Genomic DNA, 19,415 nt, shown 5'->3' on the forward strand with positions numbered 1-19,415 from the left:
GCGGGCCATTTCCGCGCTGAAGAGGGAAAGAATGTTACCGATCGCGATCGACCGGAAGTCGCCGTTGTCCTTGACCGCACAGATTCGGTCAGTCATCCACGAACGAATATGGGACGGCACCCTGCACCCGGGTGTCCGGTTGCCATCAAGCCGCGATCTCGCTGCAGACCTCGGGGTTTCTCGCAGCGTCGTGGTTCAAGCCTACGAACAGTTGATCGCCGAGGGCTACCTCAGGGCCACTCAGGGGTCGGGAACCAGAGTGGCGACGCATCTGCCCCATCTCGGCCGGGTCGCGGTCGAGCAGCCGGCCGGGATCGCGGACGCCCGCTTCGACCTGCGCGTCGACGCGACCAGCACGGAGTTCTTCCCCGCGCGTGAATGGCTGAAGGCATACCAGGGTGTGGTTCGATCGATCGGTGGACCCGGCCCCTGGCGGCGCCCACTCGGTGTTCCGGAGCTCCGTTCCGAGCTCGCGGCGTACCTCGGCCGTTCGCGGGGGGTCCAGGCGACCGCCGCCGAGGTCGTCGTCACCGCGAATTTCGACCACACCTTCGGCGTGTTGTGCCACATCCTTCGCGAGCTCGGTGTCGACCACATCGCAGTGGAGAATCCCGGTGCGCCGTGGCAGGTCAGGATCGCCCAGCGGGCAGGCCTGTGGGTCACCGGAGTGCCCGTGGACGATGAGGGCGTCGACGTCGAAGCGCTCGCGCGGACCGAGGCGCGCGCTGTCCTGGTCACGCCGGTGGCGCAGGTACCGACGGGGGCCGTGCTTTCGCCGAGCCGGCGGGAGGCGCTGTTGCGCTGGGCCGTTGACGTGGACGGCTGGGTGATGGAACACGACCGGGACGGTGACCTGTGGTTCGGCGCCAGCAGTGGCCCGCTCGCCCTGCAGCGGTGTGGGACGGAACGGGTCATCTACGCCGGGTCGACCCGTGGCCTGCTCGGTCCGAGCTTGCAGCTCGGCTGGTCGGTGGCGCCCGAGGTAGTGACGCGTCGACTCGGCCGGGCGCAGTTGGGCGCTCCGGACCCGCTCACCCAGCTGGCATTCACCCATTTCGTCTCGTCCGGCTTGCTGGACCAGCACATCCGGCAGGTCCGGAGCACCTACCGGGCGCGGCGTTCAGTGCTGCAGGACGCCGTCGCAGAACACTTGCCGAGCGCCCAGCTGACCGGCGTACCCGCCGGCACGCACGCCTACGTCCGGTTGCCCGCCGGAGTCGACGACGTCCGGCTGGCAACCGTCGCACGGACGAGGTCGGTTCTCGTGCATCCTGGCAGGCACTTCCATTTCGACGGCCGGCCGTCCGCGCCCGGGGTGGTGCTCGGCTACGGCGCGGTGCGGCGTGGCCTGCTCGCGGAGGCCGTCGGTTTGCTCGCCGCCGTGATGGGCCAGGTCACCGGACTGCTTGCGTCGTGACGCCGGCCAGGAAGTTCGCGGCCATCGTCGGACCATCGGGGGTGGCGATGCTCTCCGGGTGGAACTGCACACCCTCGACAGGCAGATCCCGGTGACGCAGTCCCATCAGGTAACCGTCGTCGATCGACCGTGCCGTGCAGACGAGTTCCGCCGGCAACGGCTCGGCAACAACGATCGAGTGATACCGGGTGACCGTGCACTGGTCGGGTAGGCCGGCGTACACGCCGAGGCCGTCGTGGTCGATCATGCTGGTGCGGCCGTGCATGAGGTTGTCGGCGAGCCGGACCACACCACCGAACGCCAACGCAATGGCCTGGTGCCCGAGGCACACGCCGAGCAGCGGCACTTCGCCGGCGAACCGCCGGACCAGGTCAACGTGGCCTGAGTCGGCGGGATGACCGGGCCCCGGTCCCAGCACCACGGCGTCCGGTCGCCACGCGGCCAGCTCGGCCGGAGTGTGCAGACCAGAACGGACAACTCTGGTGTCCGCTCCGAGTTCGCGGAAGTACTGGTCGATGATGTGGACGAAGCTGTCGAACGCGTCCACCATGAGCACCTTCACGCCAGTTCCTCTCCGGTGAGTGCCCAGTAGGCCGCGCCCATTTTGGCCAGGGTCTCGTCCCATTCCCGCACTGGCTTGGACAACGCAACCACCCCCGCGCAACTTTGCGTGGCGTATCGGTGGTCACCTGGCGACGGTTCGCGATGCGTGATGGTCCGGATGCAGAGCGCCAACTCGGCCCAGCCCCGCACGTCGACCAGTCCGACCGCGCCCGCGTAGGCACCACGGCGCTCGACCTCGATCTGGTCGATGATCTCCATCGCGCGCAGCTTCGGCGCCCCGGTCATGGTCCCGGCAGGGAACGTGGCGCACAGCACGTCCCAGACGTCCTGGTTGGCGGCCAGCGTTCCGGTCACCGTGGAAACCAGGTGGAACACGTGCGAGAACGCCTCGACCGCCATCAGGTCGTCCACCTTCAGCGTGCCGGGACGGCAGACCCTGCCGATGTCGTTGCGGCACAGGTCAACCAGCATCACGTGCTCGGCCTGCTCCTTGTCACTGGCCAGTAGTTCCTTGATCCGATGCTCGTTGTCCGCTCCGGTCGGGTCACGGCGTGTGGTGCCCGCGATCGGGCGCATGGTTATCTGGCCTTCGTCAAGCCGGAACAGCAACTCCGGGCTCGCGCCGACGAGCGTCGAGCGTCGTGCCGGATTGCGTGAGCAGGTACATGTAGGGCGACGGGTTGCGGTCACGTAGGCGGCGGTAGACCTGCTCCGGTGTCAGTACGCTGCGAACGTCGATCCGGTGGCCCACCTGGATCTGGTAGATGTCACCCACGCGGATGTGGTCGAGACAGCGCTCGACCCAGCCCAGGAAGGTGTCCCTGTCGACGGTGTCGCGCACCGCCAGCGGCGCAGTCGCGGCTGGTACCGGCGCGTCGCCGGAAACGTCACGCAGAACGTCCGGCGACAGCGGTTCCGGCAGATCCGGTCCGGTGGCGGAGACCAGGACGGGCGATCCGCCCTCCCGACCGAACCACAGGGTGTGCTGGAACAGGGTGAGGGTCAGGTCCGGTACGTCCGGTTCAGTGCGTCGACGTGGCAGGTCCTCCATGAGCGCGGCCGCGTCGTAGCCAACCGTGGCAAGAAACCCAAAGGCGAACCCTTGGACATCAGTGTGCACTCGGAACAGGCTCGTGACGTCGCGGAGCATGTCCCAGGCGTTCGTCGTCGTCCGGCCGCAGCAGGTACGCAACAGCGCCGCGACGGAACCGTTGCCCTGCACTGTGACTCGTTCGCCGGTCACCGAGATCTCGGCGAGTCGGCCGAACCCCACCACATTGCCCGTGCCCCCACCGGAGCGAAGACCATCCGAATGCAGGTCCTCCAGCAGGAAGACCTCCTCGGCGCCGAATCGTCGGCACAGTCCGGTTCGCACCGCCAGTGCGTTCGCAGCGGTCCGCACGCGGACCGCGTCCACGGTGACGTCCAGCAATTGCGTTATCACGGAGATCGCGCACCTCCCCATTGTTGGCCGCCGGGAAAGCTAACCAAGCCCGAGTCGCGGTTAGCCAGACCAATCGACGCCCTGCCAACCGGACCACTCGGTCAATTCATTGCGCGCCAGAAGGGGATTGTGGTGGTCTGCCGATCGTGACGAATTCCGAGTTACTCGCCTCGTGGCGTGACGCGCCCGCAGCGCACCAGCCGGAATGGCCGGACCGCGCTGCCGTGAAGAACGTGCTCGCCAGGCTGGCCGCGGCGCCAGCATTGGTCACCCCAAGCGCATGCGACTATCTGCGATCCAGACTTGCCGCGGTGGCAAACGGAGAGGCGTTCGCGTTGCAGGGCGGCGACTGCGCGGAGACGTTCGACGGTGCGACACCCGAAGCGATACGGAACAAGACCAAGACCTTGCTGCAGATGGCCGTCATCTTCACCTATGCGGCGGCGAGGCCAGTCGTCAAGATCGGCCGAATGGCGGGGCAGTACGCCAAACCGCGCTCCAGCCCCACCGAGACCCGAGGCGGGGTGACTCTTCCGGTGTATCTCGGCGATGCGGTGAACGGCTTCGACTTCGATCCCGTGGTACGTGTTCCGGACCCGGCAAGGCTATGGCGGATGTACGAAGCTTCACGGTCTACATTGGGCATTGTCGACCGCTATGCGCACAACGGGTACGCGGGCCTCGACCAGTTGCACCGGTGGAACCGGGATTTCGTGGCGAATTCGCCGGCCGGCGCCCGTTACGAGGAGCTGGCATACGAGATCGATCACGCGCTGCAGTTCATGCGCGCCTGCGGTGCCCAACCCGAGGAGCTGCGTTCAGTCGAGATCTTTGCCAGCCACGAGGGCCTGCTGCTGGACTACGAGGACGCACTCACCCGCATCGACCGCGACAGCGGGCGCGCATACGCCACCAGCGGCCACATGCTCTGGATCGGCGAGCGCACACGCGCGTTGGACGGCGCGCACGTCGCCTACTTCAGAAGCATCGCGAACCCCATCGGAGTCAAGCTCGGCCCGACGGCCGCACCCGCCGATGTCCGCTCCTATGTGGATATTCTGGACCCGGACCGCCAACCAGGACGGTTGACCTTTATCACCAGGATGGGTTCGCGACAGATCCGCGACCGGCTGCCCGAGCTGGTCCGCGCTGCGCAGGATGCTGGAGGGAAACCGATCTGGATCTGCGATCCCATGCACAGCAACACCTTCTTGGCGCCGAGCGGCCACAAGACCCGGCTGTTCGTCGACATCGTCGACGAGGTGCGCGGATTCTTCGACGTTCATCGCGCCCTCGGAACACACCCTGGTGGCATCCACGTCGAGTTCACCGGCGAGGACGTGACCGAGTGCATCGGCGGCGGCAGCGAGGTCCTGGTCGACGACCTGCACCACCGCTACGAGTCGGCGTGCGACCCGAGGCTCAACCGCGGCCAGTCCCTCGACCTCGCCTTCCACATCGCCGAGTTGCTGTGACCATCAGGGGGCAACGCGCCCTTGCCAAGAGTCTGTCAAGTTAATGGTTCGCGCCGTGTGCTGAAACGCGAATGGCTCCATCGCGAATCCGGCCCGCGAATGTTTGCAGCGCGATCTCCTGCATGCACCTCGGCACCACGACTGCCGGCTTCGTCGTCGCGACCTTCATGCTGTCGTACTCGAACCTGCGTCCCCGGGGGGGGGATGGCACGACGATGATGGCGGCACTGACCACGGCCACCGCGATCAACCTGGGCTACGCGTGGACGCTCGGGATCCTCGCCGACCGCGTGGGGAAGCGACGGGTGTCCTGCGCCGGCCGTGTGGCGCACGTCGTGGTCGCCGTCCCGTTGTGCTGGCTCGTCGACACCGGCGCCTTCGCCGGGATCGTGGCCGGACCGCTGCTCGCTCGTCGTCGCGAGGGACGACCCGCGCGCCAACGCGACGGAGTTCAGCAGTGTTTGCGTTCGTAGGCCCGCGGCTGTGTCGACCAGCCCGCGTTCGCGCATCAGGTCGGCAACCAGCCCGACGCTCCACGCATGGCCTTCAAATCCTGCGCATCGCAGATCACGAGGCGAGCAAGATTTAGAACCTTGCACCAAGGCCGAGTACTAACGCGCACATTCCTATGCCCTCAAGGACATGGGCGGCTACGACCAGGCCCGCCGTCCACCTCGCTGGGCACCGTCCCCCTGGTCGCCTACTCATCTTTTCGGAAATCCGTCACTTGAAAACGCTTCCAAATAGTCAGGCTTCACCCAATCGGCGGCTGCCTCGCCACGGGAGGCGTGCAACCTTGAAAGGTGCCACGAGAGCTAAAAGGCACGTATCACGAACTTCTCGCCTTGGCGACGCTGGAGCCAGCAACCAGCTTATTCGATGTCAACATAGAGGCTTCTATCATTTGATCTTGACTGCCGACGCCGCCCGCTTGGCTGGGCCTCCGCGACGTCGCGATTTTGTCCACATGATTTTTCTGCCACTCCTGTTGAAAATTGAGGGCTACAGTGAGCTGATCTCAGTAGGGGCTATGCGAGTCGGCCGTGTTCGTAATGAGTGAGTACGAGTGCGGCTTGGACGATGGGGCCGATTTTGCGGGGGCTGGTGGTGAAGTGTCGTAGGGTGCGCCAACGGCCGGTGAGCAGGGCGAATCCGCGTTCGGCCAGGGCGCGCAGGCCGCGCAGCAGTTTGTTGTAGGTCTGGTTGTCGACGTCGAGTGGGCGGCCTTTGCTGGTTTTGGGATGTTTGATCGGGGTGAACACCCCGGCTCCGGCGCCCTGGTAGCCGCCATCGGCCAGGGTGGGCAGGTCGAGCTGGGAGTAGGCCCAGTACAGGGCCCCGAGGACGTGGTCTTCGGCGGCGGTGATGTCGTGCACCGACCCCGGCTCCACGTCGGAAACCCACAGCGGGAACCCCTTCGGGTCCATCACCGCCTGAATGTTGCCCGCTTGTTCGCGGGTTTTCCCGGAGTACCACCGGTCGATCTCGGTTCCTTTGACGCTGGTGATCTTTTCGCCGAGACGGTCGGAAGAGAAGTTTTTGCCGTCGAGAAGCACATAGGCGTCGCCGTTGTCTTTCGCGCGCTGCAGGGCCTCGTGCAGATCCGGGGCCTGCGCGGCCAGCGCCTCGATGCCCTCGTCGATATACCGGTAGCCGGTAGCGCGGGCGACACCGTGATCGCGGGCCAGTGTGGTGGTGTCGGTGCGGTCGCGGAACCACCGCAGGACCAGCACAGCCTGCCAGAACGTGGTCAACGCCCGGCGGCCCTTGCGGGTCCCTTTCCGGCGGCGTTCACCGCCTAGCAGCTTGCTGAGGAAGACCACCAGTTCACGGGGAACATCGAGTTTGGCAGAATACCTTACTGAGATCACCTCAGTGTCGAACGGTTCATTCCGAGACGCAAACCGGTTCGCTCCCGATTTGAAGGAAGAAACGAAACGGTCACTTCAGGCTGCTGCGCGATTTGCCTGCAGCACTCAGCACCGAGATGGGTATTGGGAGACTCCGCCTGATCCCAGAATATTCGATACCGCTATCGTCTCTCTGTGCTTGGCAAAAACAAGGAGTGGAGCGTCCATAGCGGTCGAGCGCGCACGGCAATGGCTCATGAACGCGGTGCCGCAGTGCCACGACCCCGTTGTGACAGCGCTAGAGGAATGGCTGCGCGCGCTGGCGCTTGGTGCAGAAAAGAAGCCAGCTCCCAACCTGTCGAGCACTAACCGAACATGGTCGGGACGCGTTCTGCTGGTCGAATCGATCTCCGTAATCGAAAATTGCCCGTCTTCGGATGCGGCGCACCTCCTCGACATCGTCAGAGCCCTTCGGGGAAAAAAGGTAAAGCAATGGCAGAGGACCCTGTTGGCAGCAGCGGAGATTATTGCTGACGCCAGCCTGGGAAATTCGATCCCCAGAAATGCAGTGACCAATCTTGTCGCTGAACAACGGACTGATGGCGGATTTTGTCTCATGCCCTCGGTATCCGCCCTTGCATGCATAGCGCTGCTCACTGCGAACGAGCACGAGGCGGCACGGAATTGCCTTACAAATTTACTTGAAAACCAATGCGCCGACGGAACCTGGCGATATCCTCCATTTGATATCTGGGATACCGCGCTCATGGTTCGCTCGCTGCGCGGGTACCGACTATTCGATGAAAAATCCTTGGGCGCCGCGTTGAGCTTCGTTGAACGAACTCAGTCCGATGATGGCGGGTGGGCGTGCAAAAGGGGCCTTGAATCAGATAACGATACAACTGGTGCCGCGCTCCTGGCGCTAGCGGGAACCGCAGCGGGGCGCCGAGCAACAAGCCGCGCTGTGGACTACTTACGTCGCGTTCAACGTGATGACGGATTGTGGATGACATGGCAGTCCGCTGACGATGTTCCGTCTCCTGACGTGACAGCTCACGTTGTTTCTGCGGCGACCACCCACTCCATGACCTCTCTCGATACTTCGCGGGCTGTGCGATGGCTGGTTAGGCAGTACGAAGAAGCCGGGTGGACCGCTCATTGGTATCCGACGCAAAGCTATGCGGTGCGGGAGATTAGCGCTGCTGTCGGCATCGACCACAAGACCAGTCGTCGCGCGGCCCAAGGCCTGATCAGCCAACAGCGGGCCGACGGGGGATGGCCTGCCTTTGATCACGATTCCAGTTCGTCTGCCGCCGCGACTGGCCTTGCGCTCTCCGTGCTTGCCAGATCGAAAGAAACACCAGACCAAGTGCTGCGCAACGCGGCAAATTTTCTCATCGGTAATCAGAACGATCGAGGAACATGGGCTGGCTCTCCGCTCATGGCAGGTCCTCGGCCGCTTCTGAACCATTATCCGTCACACACTCACGCGTTCGCCTCCACTGGCCTCCACGATTTCTCAAAGTTCGCATTTGACACGGAAAGAGATGATGCATTGGGGCAACTCTGACGATAGAACGCGATGCTAGTAGCGATTTGATCAATAAGGGGCTACGGGTGCTTAAATCTGTCGATTTCGATCCCTTTTCTACTCACCGGGAGGATCCTTATCCTTATCTCTTGTCCGCTCAAGAGACGCACCCGGTGTTCTATTCCGATCGCCTTGAAGCGTGGTGTGTCACCAGGCATTCGGACATTGAGCGGGTACTTCGGGATAGCACTCTCTTCTCGTGTCGTGATCACAACCCTCGCCCGCCCAAAACACTGTCTCCCGAATTGCTTCACGCCTTGGAGACCTGGCGTGGCAACGCGCCTCCTATGGGGTCCATCGATGGTCCCGAGCACGCCAGAATCCGCGCCGTGGCGGGCCGCGGCTTCACCGCGCGTATGCTCAACTCCTACGAGCCCCAGATCATCCGGGTCGCCGACTCCTTAATTGAGAGCATGAGCCGCAGGTCAACCTTCAGCTTTATTTCAGAGTTTGCGTATCCCTTTCCACTGTCCGCGATCTTGTCCGTTCTCGGCGTTCCGGAAGAATACCATGATTCCTGCCGAGAATGGACAGAACTGCGTATTGCGGTACTACTTCCCCGGGAGACTCCCCCGGCCGAGGTGCAACAGAGATGCCTCAAGGGGTTGCGCGACTTTGTCGCTATGAGCCGCAGTATAGTGGCCGACCGATTGAAGCATCCGCGCGAAGATCTCATCAGCAACATGCTGCACAGCGATATCCGCGGGAATAAGATGACGGCGGATGAAGTGGTGGCGCAGATTCCAACGCTTATTTCCGCGGGACATGAGTCAACCGCACAGGCTCTCGCATCTATCACATATAGGCTGCTTACTACGCCAGATGGCTGGCGTGCGCTGGTTGAGGGTTCTGTGAAGTCGCCAGATTTGGTTGAGGAAGGGCTACGGTTCGATGGCCCGATCAGCGGTTTTTTTCGGACCGCGAAAGCCGATTGCGAAATATCTGGAACTCCCATCCCTAAGGGGTCTCGAATATTCTTGGCGTTCGGCGCGGGAAGCCGCGACAAAGAGGTCTTCCCCGATCCCAATAAATTCTTGATCGACCGGTCGAACGCTCGGTCTCACCTAGCCTTCGGTGGTGGTCCGCACCATTGCGTGGGCGCCGCACTCGCCCGGCTGGAGCTTTCCATCGCACTCGACAAGCTTGCGCATAATTTTCCGAATCTCCACTTGGTCTCCGGGCAAAGCCCTCATCGTCTGCCTAGATTTCCGTTGCGGGCTTTGAGTGATTTTCTGGTAGCTACCGATGCAGAATTGCCGTAGACCACTGTCCGGCATAACATTCGTTCGGGTTCGCGCTTCCAAAAATGACAGTACGGCAGCCAAGGAGAAAAATGGCCCCGGCCGAACGGAATATGACATCGATGCTGCTGCACATCGAATCTGCTATAAACTGGTTGCAGCCGCTTGATGACGAACGGTCGGCGACACGAAAGCTCTTCATGTTGTTTTACTACCTGGCCGACAGCCATTCCGTCAGAAAAATTGACGACAGGCTAGTGGTCAACGTCGATCTGGTGCACAACATTGCAGACGGCGTGCATCGCACTGTTGAGTTCAGAGCCCCATCCTCATCACAAGGATCACCCGCTAAGATTTTTGCGGATTTTTGGGAACGTTTGACATCTCTGACCGCGCCAAACGAATGGCCCGTTCTTGCCGATTCTTCTCGGTGCCTGGCTGATTCAATGGTGATCAAGTACGAAGCTATCGGCGATGGCGTCACGCTGCCACTGGATAGATTCATCCAGGTACGCCGCCATGTCCCGGTTACGACCTTTCTCAGTGTCGAGCGCGCGTTGCGCGGAATTCCAGTTTCAACGTCCGAAGAAGACGCGACCCTTGCCAATCTTGTAGCTGATTACATCGGATGGACCAATGACCTTTTCTCCGCAAAAAGAGAGATCGAGGAAAATTTCAACCTCGTACTGGTCGGCCGTGAAGCTTGGCAGCTCCCGATCGACAAAGCGGTTGACCGTGTCGTTGGTATGCTCGAGGAGCGCCGGCGTGAGTACGCGAGGAGAGTCGGGGAGCTCGGGCAATTTTCTGAGTTGACAACTTCGGGTGTAGTGCCATTCTACGATGAACTCATCCATGCAACCGCGCAAATATATCGCTCCTCCGAATGGTATCGCGCAGCGAAGGAGGTACCTGATGCGATAGTCAGGCCGCCACGGTGACGGGCGGTGTGGCTTGACAGCACATGCGGTCGCGGATGAGGCAGTTCTCGACACGTTTGACGCAGGCGCGGCGGATCGCGGCGGTGTCTGGTAGCCGGTCAGCAGCATGACCGGGGCCGGCCCGTGTTGGTCAGGTCCACAGCGCGGGGAAGATCTCCAGCAATTGGGCCCGCAGCCGGTTGACCAATGTCCGTCAGCCGTCCAACGGCAGCAAAATGACAGCCACACCCGGAGCACCTGGCCCCTCCGGGTCCTACGAATGACCAGATCAGACCCACACTTGAGAGGTAGGGCCGCAATGACGGCATCTGACCTACTGTCGTGGCGACGGCAGATCTTGGACGACGAGTTGCGTGCGGCCGTCGACCGCCTGCCTGGCATGCTTCGCCGGATCGCCGGATACCACTTCGGGTGGTGGGACGCCGACGGCACGCCGGTTGATGGCGATACGGGCAAGGCCGTGCGTCCTTTGCTGGTACTCCTGTCGGCCGAGGCGGTGGGCGGATCGGGTATCGACGCGCTGTCAGCTGCGGTGGCAGTGGAGTTGGTGCACAACTTCTCCTTGCTGCATGACGACGTGATGGATGCCGACCAGCTGCGCAGGCATCGACCGACTGCCTGGTCGGTGTTCGGGATCCCGCAGGCGATCGTGGCTGGGGACGCAATGGTCGCGCTGGCCAATGAACTGTTGTCCGATCTGGACTTTCCGTGGACGGCGACGGCGCGGCGCTGGCTCAACGAATCCATGATCGAGCTGTGTGCTGGCCAGCTCGCCGACGTGGCCTTCGAACAGCGTGCTCAGGTAGATCTGGCCGAGTGCATCAGCATGGTCGAAGGTAAGACGGCGTCCCTGCTAGGCACGTCGTGCGCCCTGGGCGCGCTCACCGCCGGTGTTGACGCCGATCGGGTGGAGCTGCTTCGCCGATTCGGCCTCCACCTCGGGATCGCGTTCCAGCTGCTGGACGACCTGTTGGGGATCTGGGGCGATCCACAGGTGACCGGCAAGCCGGTGGGATCGGATTTGGCGCGGCGAAAGAAGTCACTGCCGGTCGTCGCGGCGCTGGCCTCCGGTACACCTGCGGGAGCGGAGCTGGCCGCAGTGTATGCAGCCGAGGACCCGATCCGAGTCGATCGAGCTTGTGAGCTGGTGGAATTGGCAGGGGGCCGTGACTGGGCGCGTACCCGTGCGGACGAGGAAATGGCGGCGGCCGTTGCTTGTCTGGACGACGCGAACTGCGTACCCACCGCGCGCGCTGGTCTGACCGGCCTTGCCAGCCTTGTCCTACACCGCAACCACTGAGCCAGGAGAATTGCGAGTCTGGATCCACCTCTCAGGTCAGGTCGTCGGAGCGATGGCCGGAGATCGTCTGTTCGTGGGCCGAGCTGGCTGCGATCCCGGAAACCTACGCGACCGCCTGGACGTGTCTGTTCGGGAATCTGGAAATTACCCCGGGGCAGACCTTGGTCATCCGGGGCGCAACGTCAGCCTTCGGGCAGGCCGCGATCAATCTGGCAGTCAACGCCGGTGTGCACGGCCGGTGTGCACGTCATAGGCACCTCTCGCAAGCGTGAGCGGTTTGCCCTGCTTAAGAATCTGGGCGCGGAGTGAGCTGAGCTGGAGGGCCCGGACCTTCCAGAGCGGATCGCCGACCAGCTTCGTGTTCGGCGCGCCTGGCTTCCCGCTGTCTGACGTGCCGCTGCAAACAATCGCGGAGGAAGTCGCAGCGGGCCGCCTAAAGGCGAAACCCTCGCGCGTATTCGGCTTCGAGGACGTGCTCGAAGGGCATCGCGTGATGGAGGCCGGCGAGGCCAAGGGCAAGTTGGTTGTCGTCCATGAATGACCTGCCACCTGCCGATAACGAAGGATCCAACGGGGTGGCACGAACACTCCCGGCGTTCTTCCCCGATCGGTGCATCGGAAACCCTCGACACCGGCCTGCGGCTAGGCTGGCTGCTCAAGCGGTTGGCATCTCCTGTCGGGACGCAGGTTGCCGTTGTTGTGGGGCGGCCGATGGCGCTTCAGCGAAGACCTGGCCAAGGAAGCCGCGGATGTATCCCGTGATGACCTCAAGATGGCTTTCCAACGCGAAGTGACCCGTGTCCAGTAGGTGGATCTCGGCGTGGGGCAAATCGTGCTGGAAGGCTTGCGCACCGTCGGGACCGAAGATCTCGTCGCGTGCGCCCCATACGGCCAGCACGGGCACCTGAGAGGTGCGGAAATACTCCTGCAGCCTGGGATAGAGATCGACGTTGCTCGGGTAGTCACGAAAGAGCCGCAACTGGATTTCGTCGTTGCCGGGGCGGTCCAGCAAAGCCTGATCAAGGGTCCAGGTGTCCGGACTGATCAAAGTCGGGTCGGTGACACCGTTCTCGTACTGCCAGCGGGTGCTTGCCAGCGTGAGCGCCGCACGCACCGGTGGCTCAGTATCCGGTCCGGGTGCCGCGGCGTAGGCGAACAGGCCGTCCCAGAAGGATCGCACGAAGCCGTCGGTGTAGGCGTTGCCGTTCTGCGTGATGATCGCGGTGATGCGTTGGGGTGAGCGGAGCGCGAGGCGCCACCCGATGGGTGCCCCGTAGTCCTGCACATACATCGCGAACCGGTCGACACCAAGGTCGTCGAGAAGGGCGGCGGTGACATCGGCCAGCGACTCGAAGGTGTACGGAAACTCGCTGGTCGAAGGCATGGATGAGTAACCGAAACCGATGTGGTCAGCAGCGATGACATGATAGCGATCCGCCAACGCAGGTATGAGGTGGCGGAACATGTGCGAACTGGTCGGGAAACCGTGCAGCAACACCACGGCTGGAGCATCTGCGAAGCCTGCTTCCCGGTAGAACACCCGTAGACCCTGGACCTTGGCGATCCGGTGATGCACAGGAACCATTCCTACGCCCCAACGCGTCAGTAGTGGGCACACGGCAAGCGTGTCTGCCGTATCCGGCCTGAGGTTGCGCTGCCACAGCTTCCCGAGATCGCGTTACTGCACCGAGCCCGGTTGAAAGTCCCAGCAGGCAAAGCCACGGCATTCAGCGTAGATATGGGTGCTGCTAACGAGACCACGGCAGAAAGTCCTTTTTGCGGCTGGGCTCAGGCTGGGCGGCTGGGCACCGGATCGCGGGGTCCCGGTCGAGGTCCAGCGAGAGCCTCAACCTAGTCGGGTTGGACGCCACCAGGCTTGAGGTCGATCGCATCAAGTCGACACGCAGCAACTCCCGCAGAGAACCGCAGCAGGCATCAGAGAAGCGGTGTCACAGCACTCCATGCCTGAGCACGCGGGCGGCGCGGATGCCTCGCGCTGTCCCGAAGAGAGCTACGAGATGGAAGGCGACTTCAGCGGCTGCAACACCATCGAAACGGGTCTGCCCAGACTTTGATTGTCACTGGGGGTTGACTGTTTTCAGGCCGCTGTTGCGGCGGTGTAGATGGTCTCAAACTCGACCGGGGTGAGTTTGCCCAGGCCCCGTTGTCGGCGTTTGCGGTGGTATTTTGTCTCGATCCAGGTGACGATGGCCAGGCGTAGTTCTTCCCGGGTGCGCCAGCGTCGTGTGTCGTTCTTTTGCAGCAAGGAAAAGAATGATTCCATTGCGGCGTTATCGCCGCACGCCCCGACCCTGCCCATCGACCCGGTCAGCTTATGGTTGCGCAGCAGGCACCGGTACTTCTTCGACCGGAACTGGCTGCCGCGGTCCGAGTGTACGATCACACCGCCGGGTCGCGTAGGGCGATGGCGTTGCGCAACGCGGTGACGGCATCGGTCAACCATTTCACATTCGGCGCGTTCGCGGTGAAATCCCGGCACACGAGGTCGTCGTGCACCGGCGGCCCAGCCTTGCGGTAACGGGCTTTTTTCTTAGCGTGTAAGGAAAAGATCCGTTGGATGGAGCAGATCCGCCACACTCGGTTCTCCGACACGGCAAAGCCGCGGGCAGACAGTTCGTCGGCGATGAACCGGTACCCGTCGGCCGGGTCGTCGGCATGGATGTCGAGTGCGGCGTTGATCAGCTGAGCGTCATCGAAGTCTCGTTGTGAGACCGGGTCAGATCGCCACTGGTAGTAGGCCTGCCGGGAGATGCCCAGCACCCTGCACGTCACCGCGACCGGCACCCGCACAGGGGCACCGGCCGCAGCCAGTTCACGGACGAGCGAGAAGACTATTTTCCCGGCAGGTTGCCCTGCGCCAGGTAGGCCGCGGCCTGACGCAGGACCTCGTTCTCCTGCTCCAACAGGCGGTTGCGCTTACGCAGTTCCCGCAGCTCAGCGGACTCCTCACACGTCACGCCGGGCCGCGCGCCGTTCTCGACATCAGCGGCGCGCAACCAGTGGGCCAGGCAGGACTCGGAGATCCCGAAATCCTTCGCGACCTGCTTCAACGGAGCCTCGCCACGACGGGCAACCGCCACGACGTCATCACGAAACTCACGGGGATAGGGCTTGGGCACGGTGGCATCCTTCCAAGCGAGACCGAAGCCTCACACATCAGGTGTCAACCAAACCCTGGGCAGCCCCGTCGGTGCGGCCGGTCAGTCGTGCAACCCTTTGAGTCCGCTATACCGTTTTCTCGACGACTGGCTGCCCCAACGGAAACTCATCGTTGAGCAGTGGACGCGCGAGCTCTCCTCCGAGCCGGACAGACCCCTTCAGGTGTTCGACGGTGCCAATGCCAAATGGCTGAGATCCGCGGCCGACCTACGCATCGGACTCGATCTTGCGGCCGAACCCGGGTACTGGAACCTGGTGTCCTTCCTTCCGCCGAGCATTACCGTGCGCTGATGGCAGCCGCCGGATTTACGACCACGACACCGCCCTCACCCCACGACCGAAATGTGGATCGGCTGCTGCAGCACTGGCGACGAACGTCTCGCCCTGCCCAGATAGACGAACAGCAGCGCGTAGCGCTCGGGCTGTGTCTTGACGTCGCCGAGCTGGATCCCCTGGGTCACCGCTGGGGCCCTACCCGCCAGCCGGACTTTCGCCGATCCTTCTTCGCGGAAGTCCACGCGAACGACCCCGACCACACTCCTGAGCGGCGGCACGAACCCGCATTGATCGATGCGTTCACCGACTTGTGGGATCTCTATCTGCGACACGGCTACGTCCTGTGCGACCGCGACGACGAGTTCCGGCTCCGCACGGTGTGCCTGTACCTGAGCCGCCAGGCCAAGAGCCTTACTGTTTCCTTGGAAGACATTCTCCGAACTGCCACCCAGGGCCCCACCCCTCAGTGGCAGTCGCTGCGAACGCAGTTACGGTGAGCGTGATGGGCAGGGTTCCGTCCGTTCCCGGCGGGCTGAATCAGCAGGCCTGCTCAGTCGCTGTACCCGCTAGCTGCACGGCCTGGCGGCGGCCAGGCTCCGAGCCCGGCCCGGCGGACGAGGTGCCGTCAGGTCCCGCGGCTGGCCGCCTGGCGTGCGGCGCTTCGGGAGAACCAGGCTCTTACAGGTTGTGCGAGAGCAGCTGGCTCAGCGTCTCGTCGATGTTCATCCACCGGTGTTCGTCATCGGGTTCGACCACGTCGTAGGTGTCGTTCACGAAGTCCGCAAGCTGATCGGCGTTCACCTCGAAGGAGGCCTGCCCCGACGGCGAGCTCAACTCGATCACGACCAACGTCGGATCGTCCAGTCGAGGGCGGATGCGCACGTCGCCTTCGCCTGCCTCGGCGATCAGCCCGTCGGCCAGCCGGCCGCGGGCGATCACCCAGTCCACCTGACCGTCCGTGCCCACGTTGAGCTTCATGGCGATCTCGTACGGGTTGCGGCTGTCGTACCGGAGTTCCACACCGACCGGCGCGATCACTCCCGCCGGGGCTACCAGGTTGAAGGTCATGGTGGCGAGTACCGTGCCGTGATCGTTTGCCATCATGTCCGCACTCCCAAGTATCGGCTTCCCATACCTTCGTAACGAAGCATGCCCAACTTGGGTTCATACCTTCTTCACGATGACTTCAGGCCCCTGGCCAGGAGTGGTGCTACGAGCCGATTTTCAGGCCCGTTCGGCGCGTCGCTGCTCCGTGGCCACGTGCGCGGGCGGGTTCGGCGGTGGATCCCGCCGTCGTGGGCTGGCGGGCGAGGAGGACCAGGCCTGCGCAGTCGGCGGTGGCCATCCAGTCGTCGAGGGTGGGCTCGGGGGCGGTCAGGCCGATGTCGGTCGGTCATGGGGATGGGTAGGGTGGCTGGCTCGATCGTGGTGCCGTGATGGTCGAGGAGTTGCCGGGTCTGTTCGATCGTGCGGTGGATTGCGCTGCGGCTGCAGGTGAACAGCTCGGCCAGGGTGTCCCGGGGGGAGGGACAGTCGCATGTGGAGGATGGTGGCCAGGACCTGGTCCGGGAATGTCAGGCGTGGTGGCCTTCCTGAGCGGGGTGCGTGCGGGCGGAGTCCTTGCTCTGCACGGTGTTGCTGGTGTGCGCGGTGGTGGGCGTCCGCGCGTGCTTGCCGCAGGGTGTCCAGTGCTGTGGTCAGGGTGTTCAACTCGGAGTGGGACATGCCGGTGAGTGTGGGCCGGGACAGGGTGGCCGTGTCCGCCAGAGTGGATGCGGGGGTGGGTCGGGTTCGCTTGTGTAGCCGCCGGTTTCGGGGTGCAGGGTGTAGTTCCAGTCGCCGTGGAAGCCGTGGCGGGTGATCGGAAGGACGGCCAGCGCGGCGTTGCTGACCGTGACACCGGTCGGGTAGGAGCCGGTGTCCAGTTCGGCGCGCACGCTCAGGCCGGTGCGGGTGGTGGTCGCGGCGATGGTCTGCACGATCACTTCATGGCTGGCCAGGGGCCTGCCGCGCCAGTTCATGGTGATGTGGGAGAACAGCCGGTGTTCCACCTTGTTCCACTTTGAGGTGCCGAGGCCAGCCCGTCACTGGAAGATCCAGAGGAGGCTGAGGATGTACCATCGCTGCGCATGGTGGTGGACAACGTGGCTGGTCACAGCACGAACAGTACGGGCGCTGTCCGGAGACGCCGCACGGTAAGGATCCGCTCCGCAAGGAGGCGTACCGACTCGAAGCCGAACACTGGATCCTGTATCAACGTCCGATCTCAGCCGACACGCTCCGTCGAAAGTTCGGCATCGGCTCTACCCGAGCCCGCGCCCTCACCTGCCACATCCGGCAGCACCGGCGACCACGAATGCTGGCGGCGGTGCCGATCGAAGCCCACTTCATGCCACTGCGGCAGTTCACCATCGCCAACTCCAACCACCGCAACCACACGACCGCCGACGGAAGCGCTATGAGAAGCAGCGCCCAGGACACCGGGTCCAGATCGACGTCAAGTTCGTCGAGCCACTCACCCCCGCCGGCCCCGTAAAACCTGGCAGCAAACCACAGGTGAAGCCGATCGGACGGCGTATCTTCGTCGGCTGCACGCCAACGCAGACACCTGCCCCGAACGAATCCTCCCATCGCGGTCGAATACTGGATTCCAGACCGCAATGGATCATCTTCAAGATCAACAAGTGGAACTACGAAGACCCTGTGACCTGCTGTTTCAGTAGATCACAGGGCCTGTCACAGAGGTGGGCACAGCTGGGTTCGAACCAGCGACCCCTTGCTTGTAAGGCAAGTGCTCTTCCGCTGAGCTATGCGCCCTGTTGGTGGCCGTCCGCTTCATCCGATCGGATCACCTGGGACACCCTACCGGTGTTGTGCGCCGCTCCCGGCACCCGGTCGGCCACCACGCCGATTGCAGGCGTTCGTCACTCCACGAGTTCGGCCAGCGCCTTCTTCCAGACGTCCTGGTCGCGGGCCTCACCCGGCTGGTTCACCTCGGCGAAGCGGACCGTGCCCTCGGTGTCGATCAGGAACGTGCCGCGGTTGGCCATCCCGGCCGCCTCGTTGAACACGCCGTAGGCCTTCGCGATCTCGCCGTGCGGCCAGAAGTCCGACAGCAGCGGGAAGGTGTAGCCCTCCTTCTCCGCCCAGGCCTTGAGCGCGAACGGGGAGTCGACCGAGACGCCGAGGACCTGAACCTTGTCGTTCTGGAACTCGCCGAGGTCGTCCCGGACCTGGCACAGCTCGCCCTGGCAGATGCCGCTGAACGCGAACGGGTAGAAGACCAGCAGCACGTTCTTCTTACCGCAGAAGTCGGCCAGCGAGACCTTCTCCTTGTTGAAGTCCGGCAGCGTGAAGTCCGGCGCCTGCGCACCGACCTCTACCGTCATGAGTGCATCCTCCTGATCGACGTGACCTTGTCAACGCCGAACCTACACCGACCCGACCGCCGTGGGCACCGATGGCGAGCATACCGATGGCGAGCATCGGTGCCCACGGGGTGGAACGCTGCGCGCAGCGACTGGCGGTGGCCGATCAGCGCCGGGCTTTCGCCCTGCGGTAGGCCAACCTGGTGCCCATCCAGCCCTCGCCGAGGCTGACGTTCGCCGTTTGGGCGAGGTTCGCCGTCGATGCCGCCTCTGCGATGTCGGCCGGCTCGACGTAGCCCTCCCGGCCGGTCTTCGGGGTCAGCACCCAGATGACCCCATCGTCGGACAGTGGCGTCATGGCATCGAGAAGCGTGTCCGTCAGGTCGCCGTCATCTTCGCGCCACCAAAGCAGCACGACATCGACCACTTCGTCGGCATCTTCGTCGAGCAGCTCGCTTCCGCAGCGCTCCTCGATCGCGGCACGGACGTCATCATCGACGTCCTCGTCCCAGCCGAGCTCCTGGACAACTATCTCGGGCTCGATGTCGAGCCTCTCGGCGACGTCGGCTTCGCCTTTACCGGCGTCTCCCGCGGCGACCACGGTTTGCTCACTCCTCCAATGCACAGGTGCGGCGACCGTCCGACGCCGCACATCTTCCAGATTTGGTGGATAGCGAACACTGCCAACCGCTACCCGCGCAACTGCTGACGGCACGACACGCCGTAGCAAATGTGTTGAGATTCGACTGTAGACCGACGAGCAACGGACCA

At 63.5% G+C, this 19,415-nt stretch carries 18 protein-coding genes, 1 tRNA gene and 2 pseudogenes; 9 read left to right on the forward strand and 12 right to left on the reverse strand.

What is annotated here, in order from left to right:
• Positions 1–31: 31 nt before the first annotated feature.
• Entirely contained in the window at positions 32–1,417 is a 1,386-nt protein-coding gene (locus SSPN_RS0113625) for an aminotransferase-like domain-containing protein (RefSeq protein WP_010695510.1), read from the forward strand.
• Here the strand turns inward: SSPN_RS0113625 and SSPN_RS0113630 are convergent.
• Genes SSPN_RS0113630 through SSPN_RS58360 form a run of 3 tightly spaced genes read right to left on the reverse strand, consistent with a single transcriptional unit; the run spans position 1,395 to position 3,425 of the window.
• Entirely contained in the window at positions 1,395–1,979 is a 585-nt protein-coding gene (locus tag SSPN_RS0113630; RefSeq protein ID WP_010695511.1) for an anthranilate synthase component II, read from the reverse strand. The genes SSPN_RS0113625 and SSPN_RS0113630 overlap by 23 nt on opposite strands.
• Positions 1,976–2,671: an anthranilate synthase component I family protein gene (locus SSPN_RS58355; protein WP_202798813.1), complete on the reverse strand. Its 696-nt coding sequence runs from the start codon at positions 2,669–2,671 to the stop codon at positions 1,976–1,978. The genes SSPN_RS0113630 and SSPN_RS58355 overlap by 4 nt, the downstream gene beginning before the upstream one ends.
• Positions 2,574–3,425: a chorismate-binding protein gene (locus SSPN_RS58360; protein WP_202798814.1), complete on the reverse strand. Its 852-nt coding sequence runs from the start codon at positions 3,423–3,425 to the stop codon at positions 2,574–2,576. Before SSPN_RS58360 ends, SSPN_RS58355 begins: the two co-directional genes overlap by 98 nt.
• A gap of 146 nt (positions 3,426–3,571) precedes the next feature.
• Between SSPN_RS58360 and SSPN_RS0113640 the strand changes: the two genes are divergently transcribed.
• Both SSPN_RS0113640 and SSPN_RS0113645 read left to right on the forward strand, forming a co-directional pair.
• Entirely contained in the window at positions 3,572–4,900 is a 1,329-nt protein-coding gene (locus tag SSPN_RS0113640) for a class II 3-deoxy-7-phosphoheptulonate synthase (protein ID WP_010695512.1), read from the forward strand.
• 122 nt (positions 4,901–5,022) lie between these two features.
• The gene (locus tag SSPN_RS0113645) at positions 5,023–5,373 is read left to right on the forward strand and encodes an MFS transporter (protein ID WP_010695513.1); all 351 of its coding nucleotides are present in this window, start codon (positions 5,023–5,025) and stop codon (positions 5,371–5,373) included.
• Positions 5,374–5,928: 555 nt separating this feature from the next.
• On the opposite strand, the gene SSPN_RS0113650 is transcribed toward SSPN_RS0113645, so the two are convergent.
• Positions 5,929–6,768, reverse strand: coding sequence for a transposase family protein (locus SSPN_RS0113650; protein WP_148271999.1), 840 nt, complete (start codon positions 6,766–6,768; stop codon positions 5,929–5,931).
• Positions 6,769–7,006: 238 nt separating this feature from the next.
• Here SSPN_RS0113650 and SSPN_RS50945 point away from each other — a divergent pair, with 238 nt between their 5' ends.
• The 5 genes from SSPN_RS50945 (at position 7,007) to SSPN_RS58365 (ending at position 12,361) form a co-directional block, all read left to right on the forward strand.
• Positions 7,007–8,320: a prenyltransferase/squalene oxidase repeat-containing protein gene (locus SSPN_RS50945; protein ID WP_083821707.1), complete on the forward strand. Its 1,314-nt coding sequence runs from the start codon at positions 7,007–7,009 to the stop codon at positions 8,318–8,320.
• A gap of 47 nt (positions 8,321–8,367) precedes the next feature.
• Entirely contained in the window at positions 8,368–9,603 is a 1,236-nt protein-coding gene (locus SSPN_RS50950) for a cytochrome P450 (RefSeq protein WP_010695515.1), read from the forward strand.
• A gap of 71 nt (positions 9,604–9,674) precedes the next feature.
• Positions 9,675–10,520 (forward strand): terpene synthase family protein, encoded by an 846-nt coding sequence (locus tag SSPN_RS54660; protein WP_148271956.1) that lies wholly within the window; start codon positions 9,675–9,677, stop codon positions 10,518–10,520.
• Positions 10,521–10,818: 298 nt separating this feature from the next.
• Positions 10,819–11,820: a family 2 encapsulin nanocompartment cargo protein polyprenyl transferase gene (locus SSPN_RS0113665; RefSeq protein WP_010695517.1), complete on the forward strand. Its 1,002-nt coding sequence runs from the start codon at positions 10,819–10,821 to the stop codon at positions 11,818–11,820.
• Between the two features lie 268 nt (positions 11,821–12,088).
• Positions 12,089–12,361, forward strand: a complete 273-nt coding sequence (locus tag SSPN_RS58365; RefSeq protein ID WP_202798815.1) for a zinc-binding dehydrogenase — start codon at positions 12,089–12,091, stop codon at positions 12,359–12,361.
• A 114-nt stretch (positions 12,362–12,475) separates the two neighbouring features.
• Here SSPN_RS58365 and SSPN_RS0113675 read toward each other — a convergent pair whose 3' ends face one another.
• Both SSPN_RS0113675 and SSPN_RS50960 read right to left on the reverse strand, forming a co-directional pair.
• Positions 12,476–13,405, reverse strand: a complete 930-nt coding sequence (locus SSPN_RS0113675) for an alpha/beta fold hydrolase (RefSeq protein WP_083821711.1) — start codon at positions 13,403–13,405, stop codon at positions 12,476–12,478.
• 513 nt (positions 13,406–13,918) lie between these two features.
• Positions 13,919–14,960, reverse strand: a pseudogene (locus SSPN_RS50960) (transposase).
• On the opposite strand from SSPN_RS50960, the gene SSPN_RS54665 reads away from it, so the two are divergent.
• Complete coding sequence (locus tag SSPN_RS54665; protein ID WP_143539506.1) at positions 14,953–15,291, forward strand: hypothetical protein; 339 nt, start codon at positions 14,953–14,955, stop codon at positions 15,289–15,291. The pseudogene SSPN_RS50960 and the gene SSPN_RS54665 sit on opposite strands and share 8 nt — an antisense overlap.
• Before the next feature lie 35 nt (positions 15,292–15,326).
• Here SSPN_RS54665 and SSPN_RS0113700 read toward each other — a convergent pair whose 3' ends face one another.
• The 6 genes and pseudogenes from SSPN_RS0113700 to SSPN_RS0113735 all read right to left on the reverse strand — a co-directional run bounded on the left by SSPN_RS0113700 (position 15,327) and on the right by SSPN_RS0113735 (position 19,245).
• Complete coding sequence (locus SSPN_RS0113700) at positions 15,327–15,608, reverse strand: hypothetical protein (protein ID WP_143539505.1); 282 nt, start codon at positions 15,606–15,608, stop codon at positions 15,327–15,329.
• A gap of 346 nt (positions 15,609–15,954) precedes the next feature.
• On the reverse strand, positions 15,955–16,380 hold the full coding sequence (locus SSPN_RS0113710; protein ID WP_010695526.1) for an SsgA family sporulation/cell division regulator: 426 nt from the start codon (positions 16,378–16,380) through the stop codon (positions 15,955–15,957).
• A 707-nt stretch (positions 16,381–17,087) separates the two neighbouring features.
• Positions 17,088–17,348: pseudogene (locus tag SSPN_RS43725) on the reverse strand (ISAzo13-like element transposase-related protein); the annotation flags it as partial.
• A 673-nt stretch (positions 17,349–18,021) separates the two neighbouring features.
• Positions 18,022–18,093: transfer RNA gene (locus tag SSPN_RS0113725), tRNA-Val, on the reverse strand.
• A 107-nt stretch (positions 18,094–18,200) separates the two neighbouring features.
• Positions 18,201–18,665, reverse strand: coding sequence for a peroxiredoxin (locus tag SSPN_RS0113730; protein WP_010695530.1), 465 nt, complete (start codon positions 18,663–18,665; stop codon positions 18,201–18,203).
• Positions 18,666–18,810: 145 nt separating this feature from the next.
• A complete protein-coding gene (locus tag SSPN_RS0113735) occupies positions 18,811–19,245 on the reverse strand; it encodes a DUF3052 domain-containing protein (RefSeq protein ID WP_010695531.1) in 435 nt (144 codons plus the stop codon).
• Between the last annotated feature and the right edge of the window lie 170 nt (positions 19,246–19,415).

The organism is Saccharopolyspora spinosa NRRL 18395 (assembly GCF_000194155.1).
GTDB classification, from domain to species: Bacteria; Actinomycetota; Actinomycetes; order Mycobacteriales; family Pseudonocardiaceae; genus Saccharopolyspora; species Saccharopolyspora spinosa.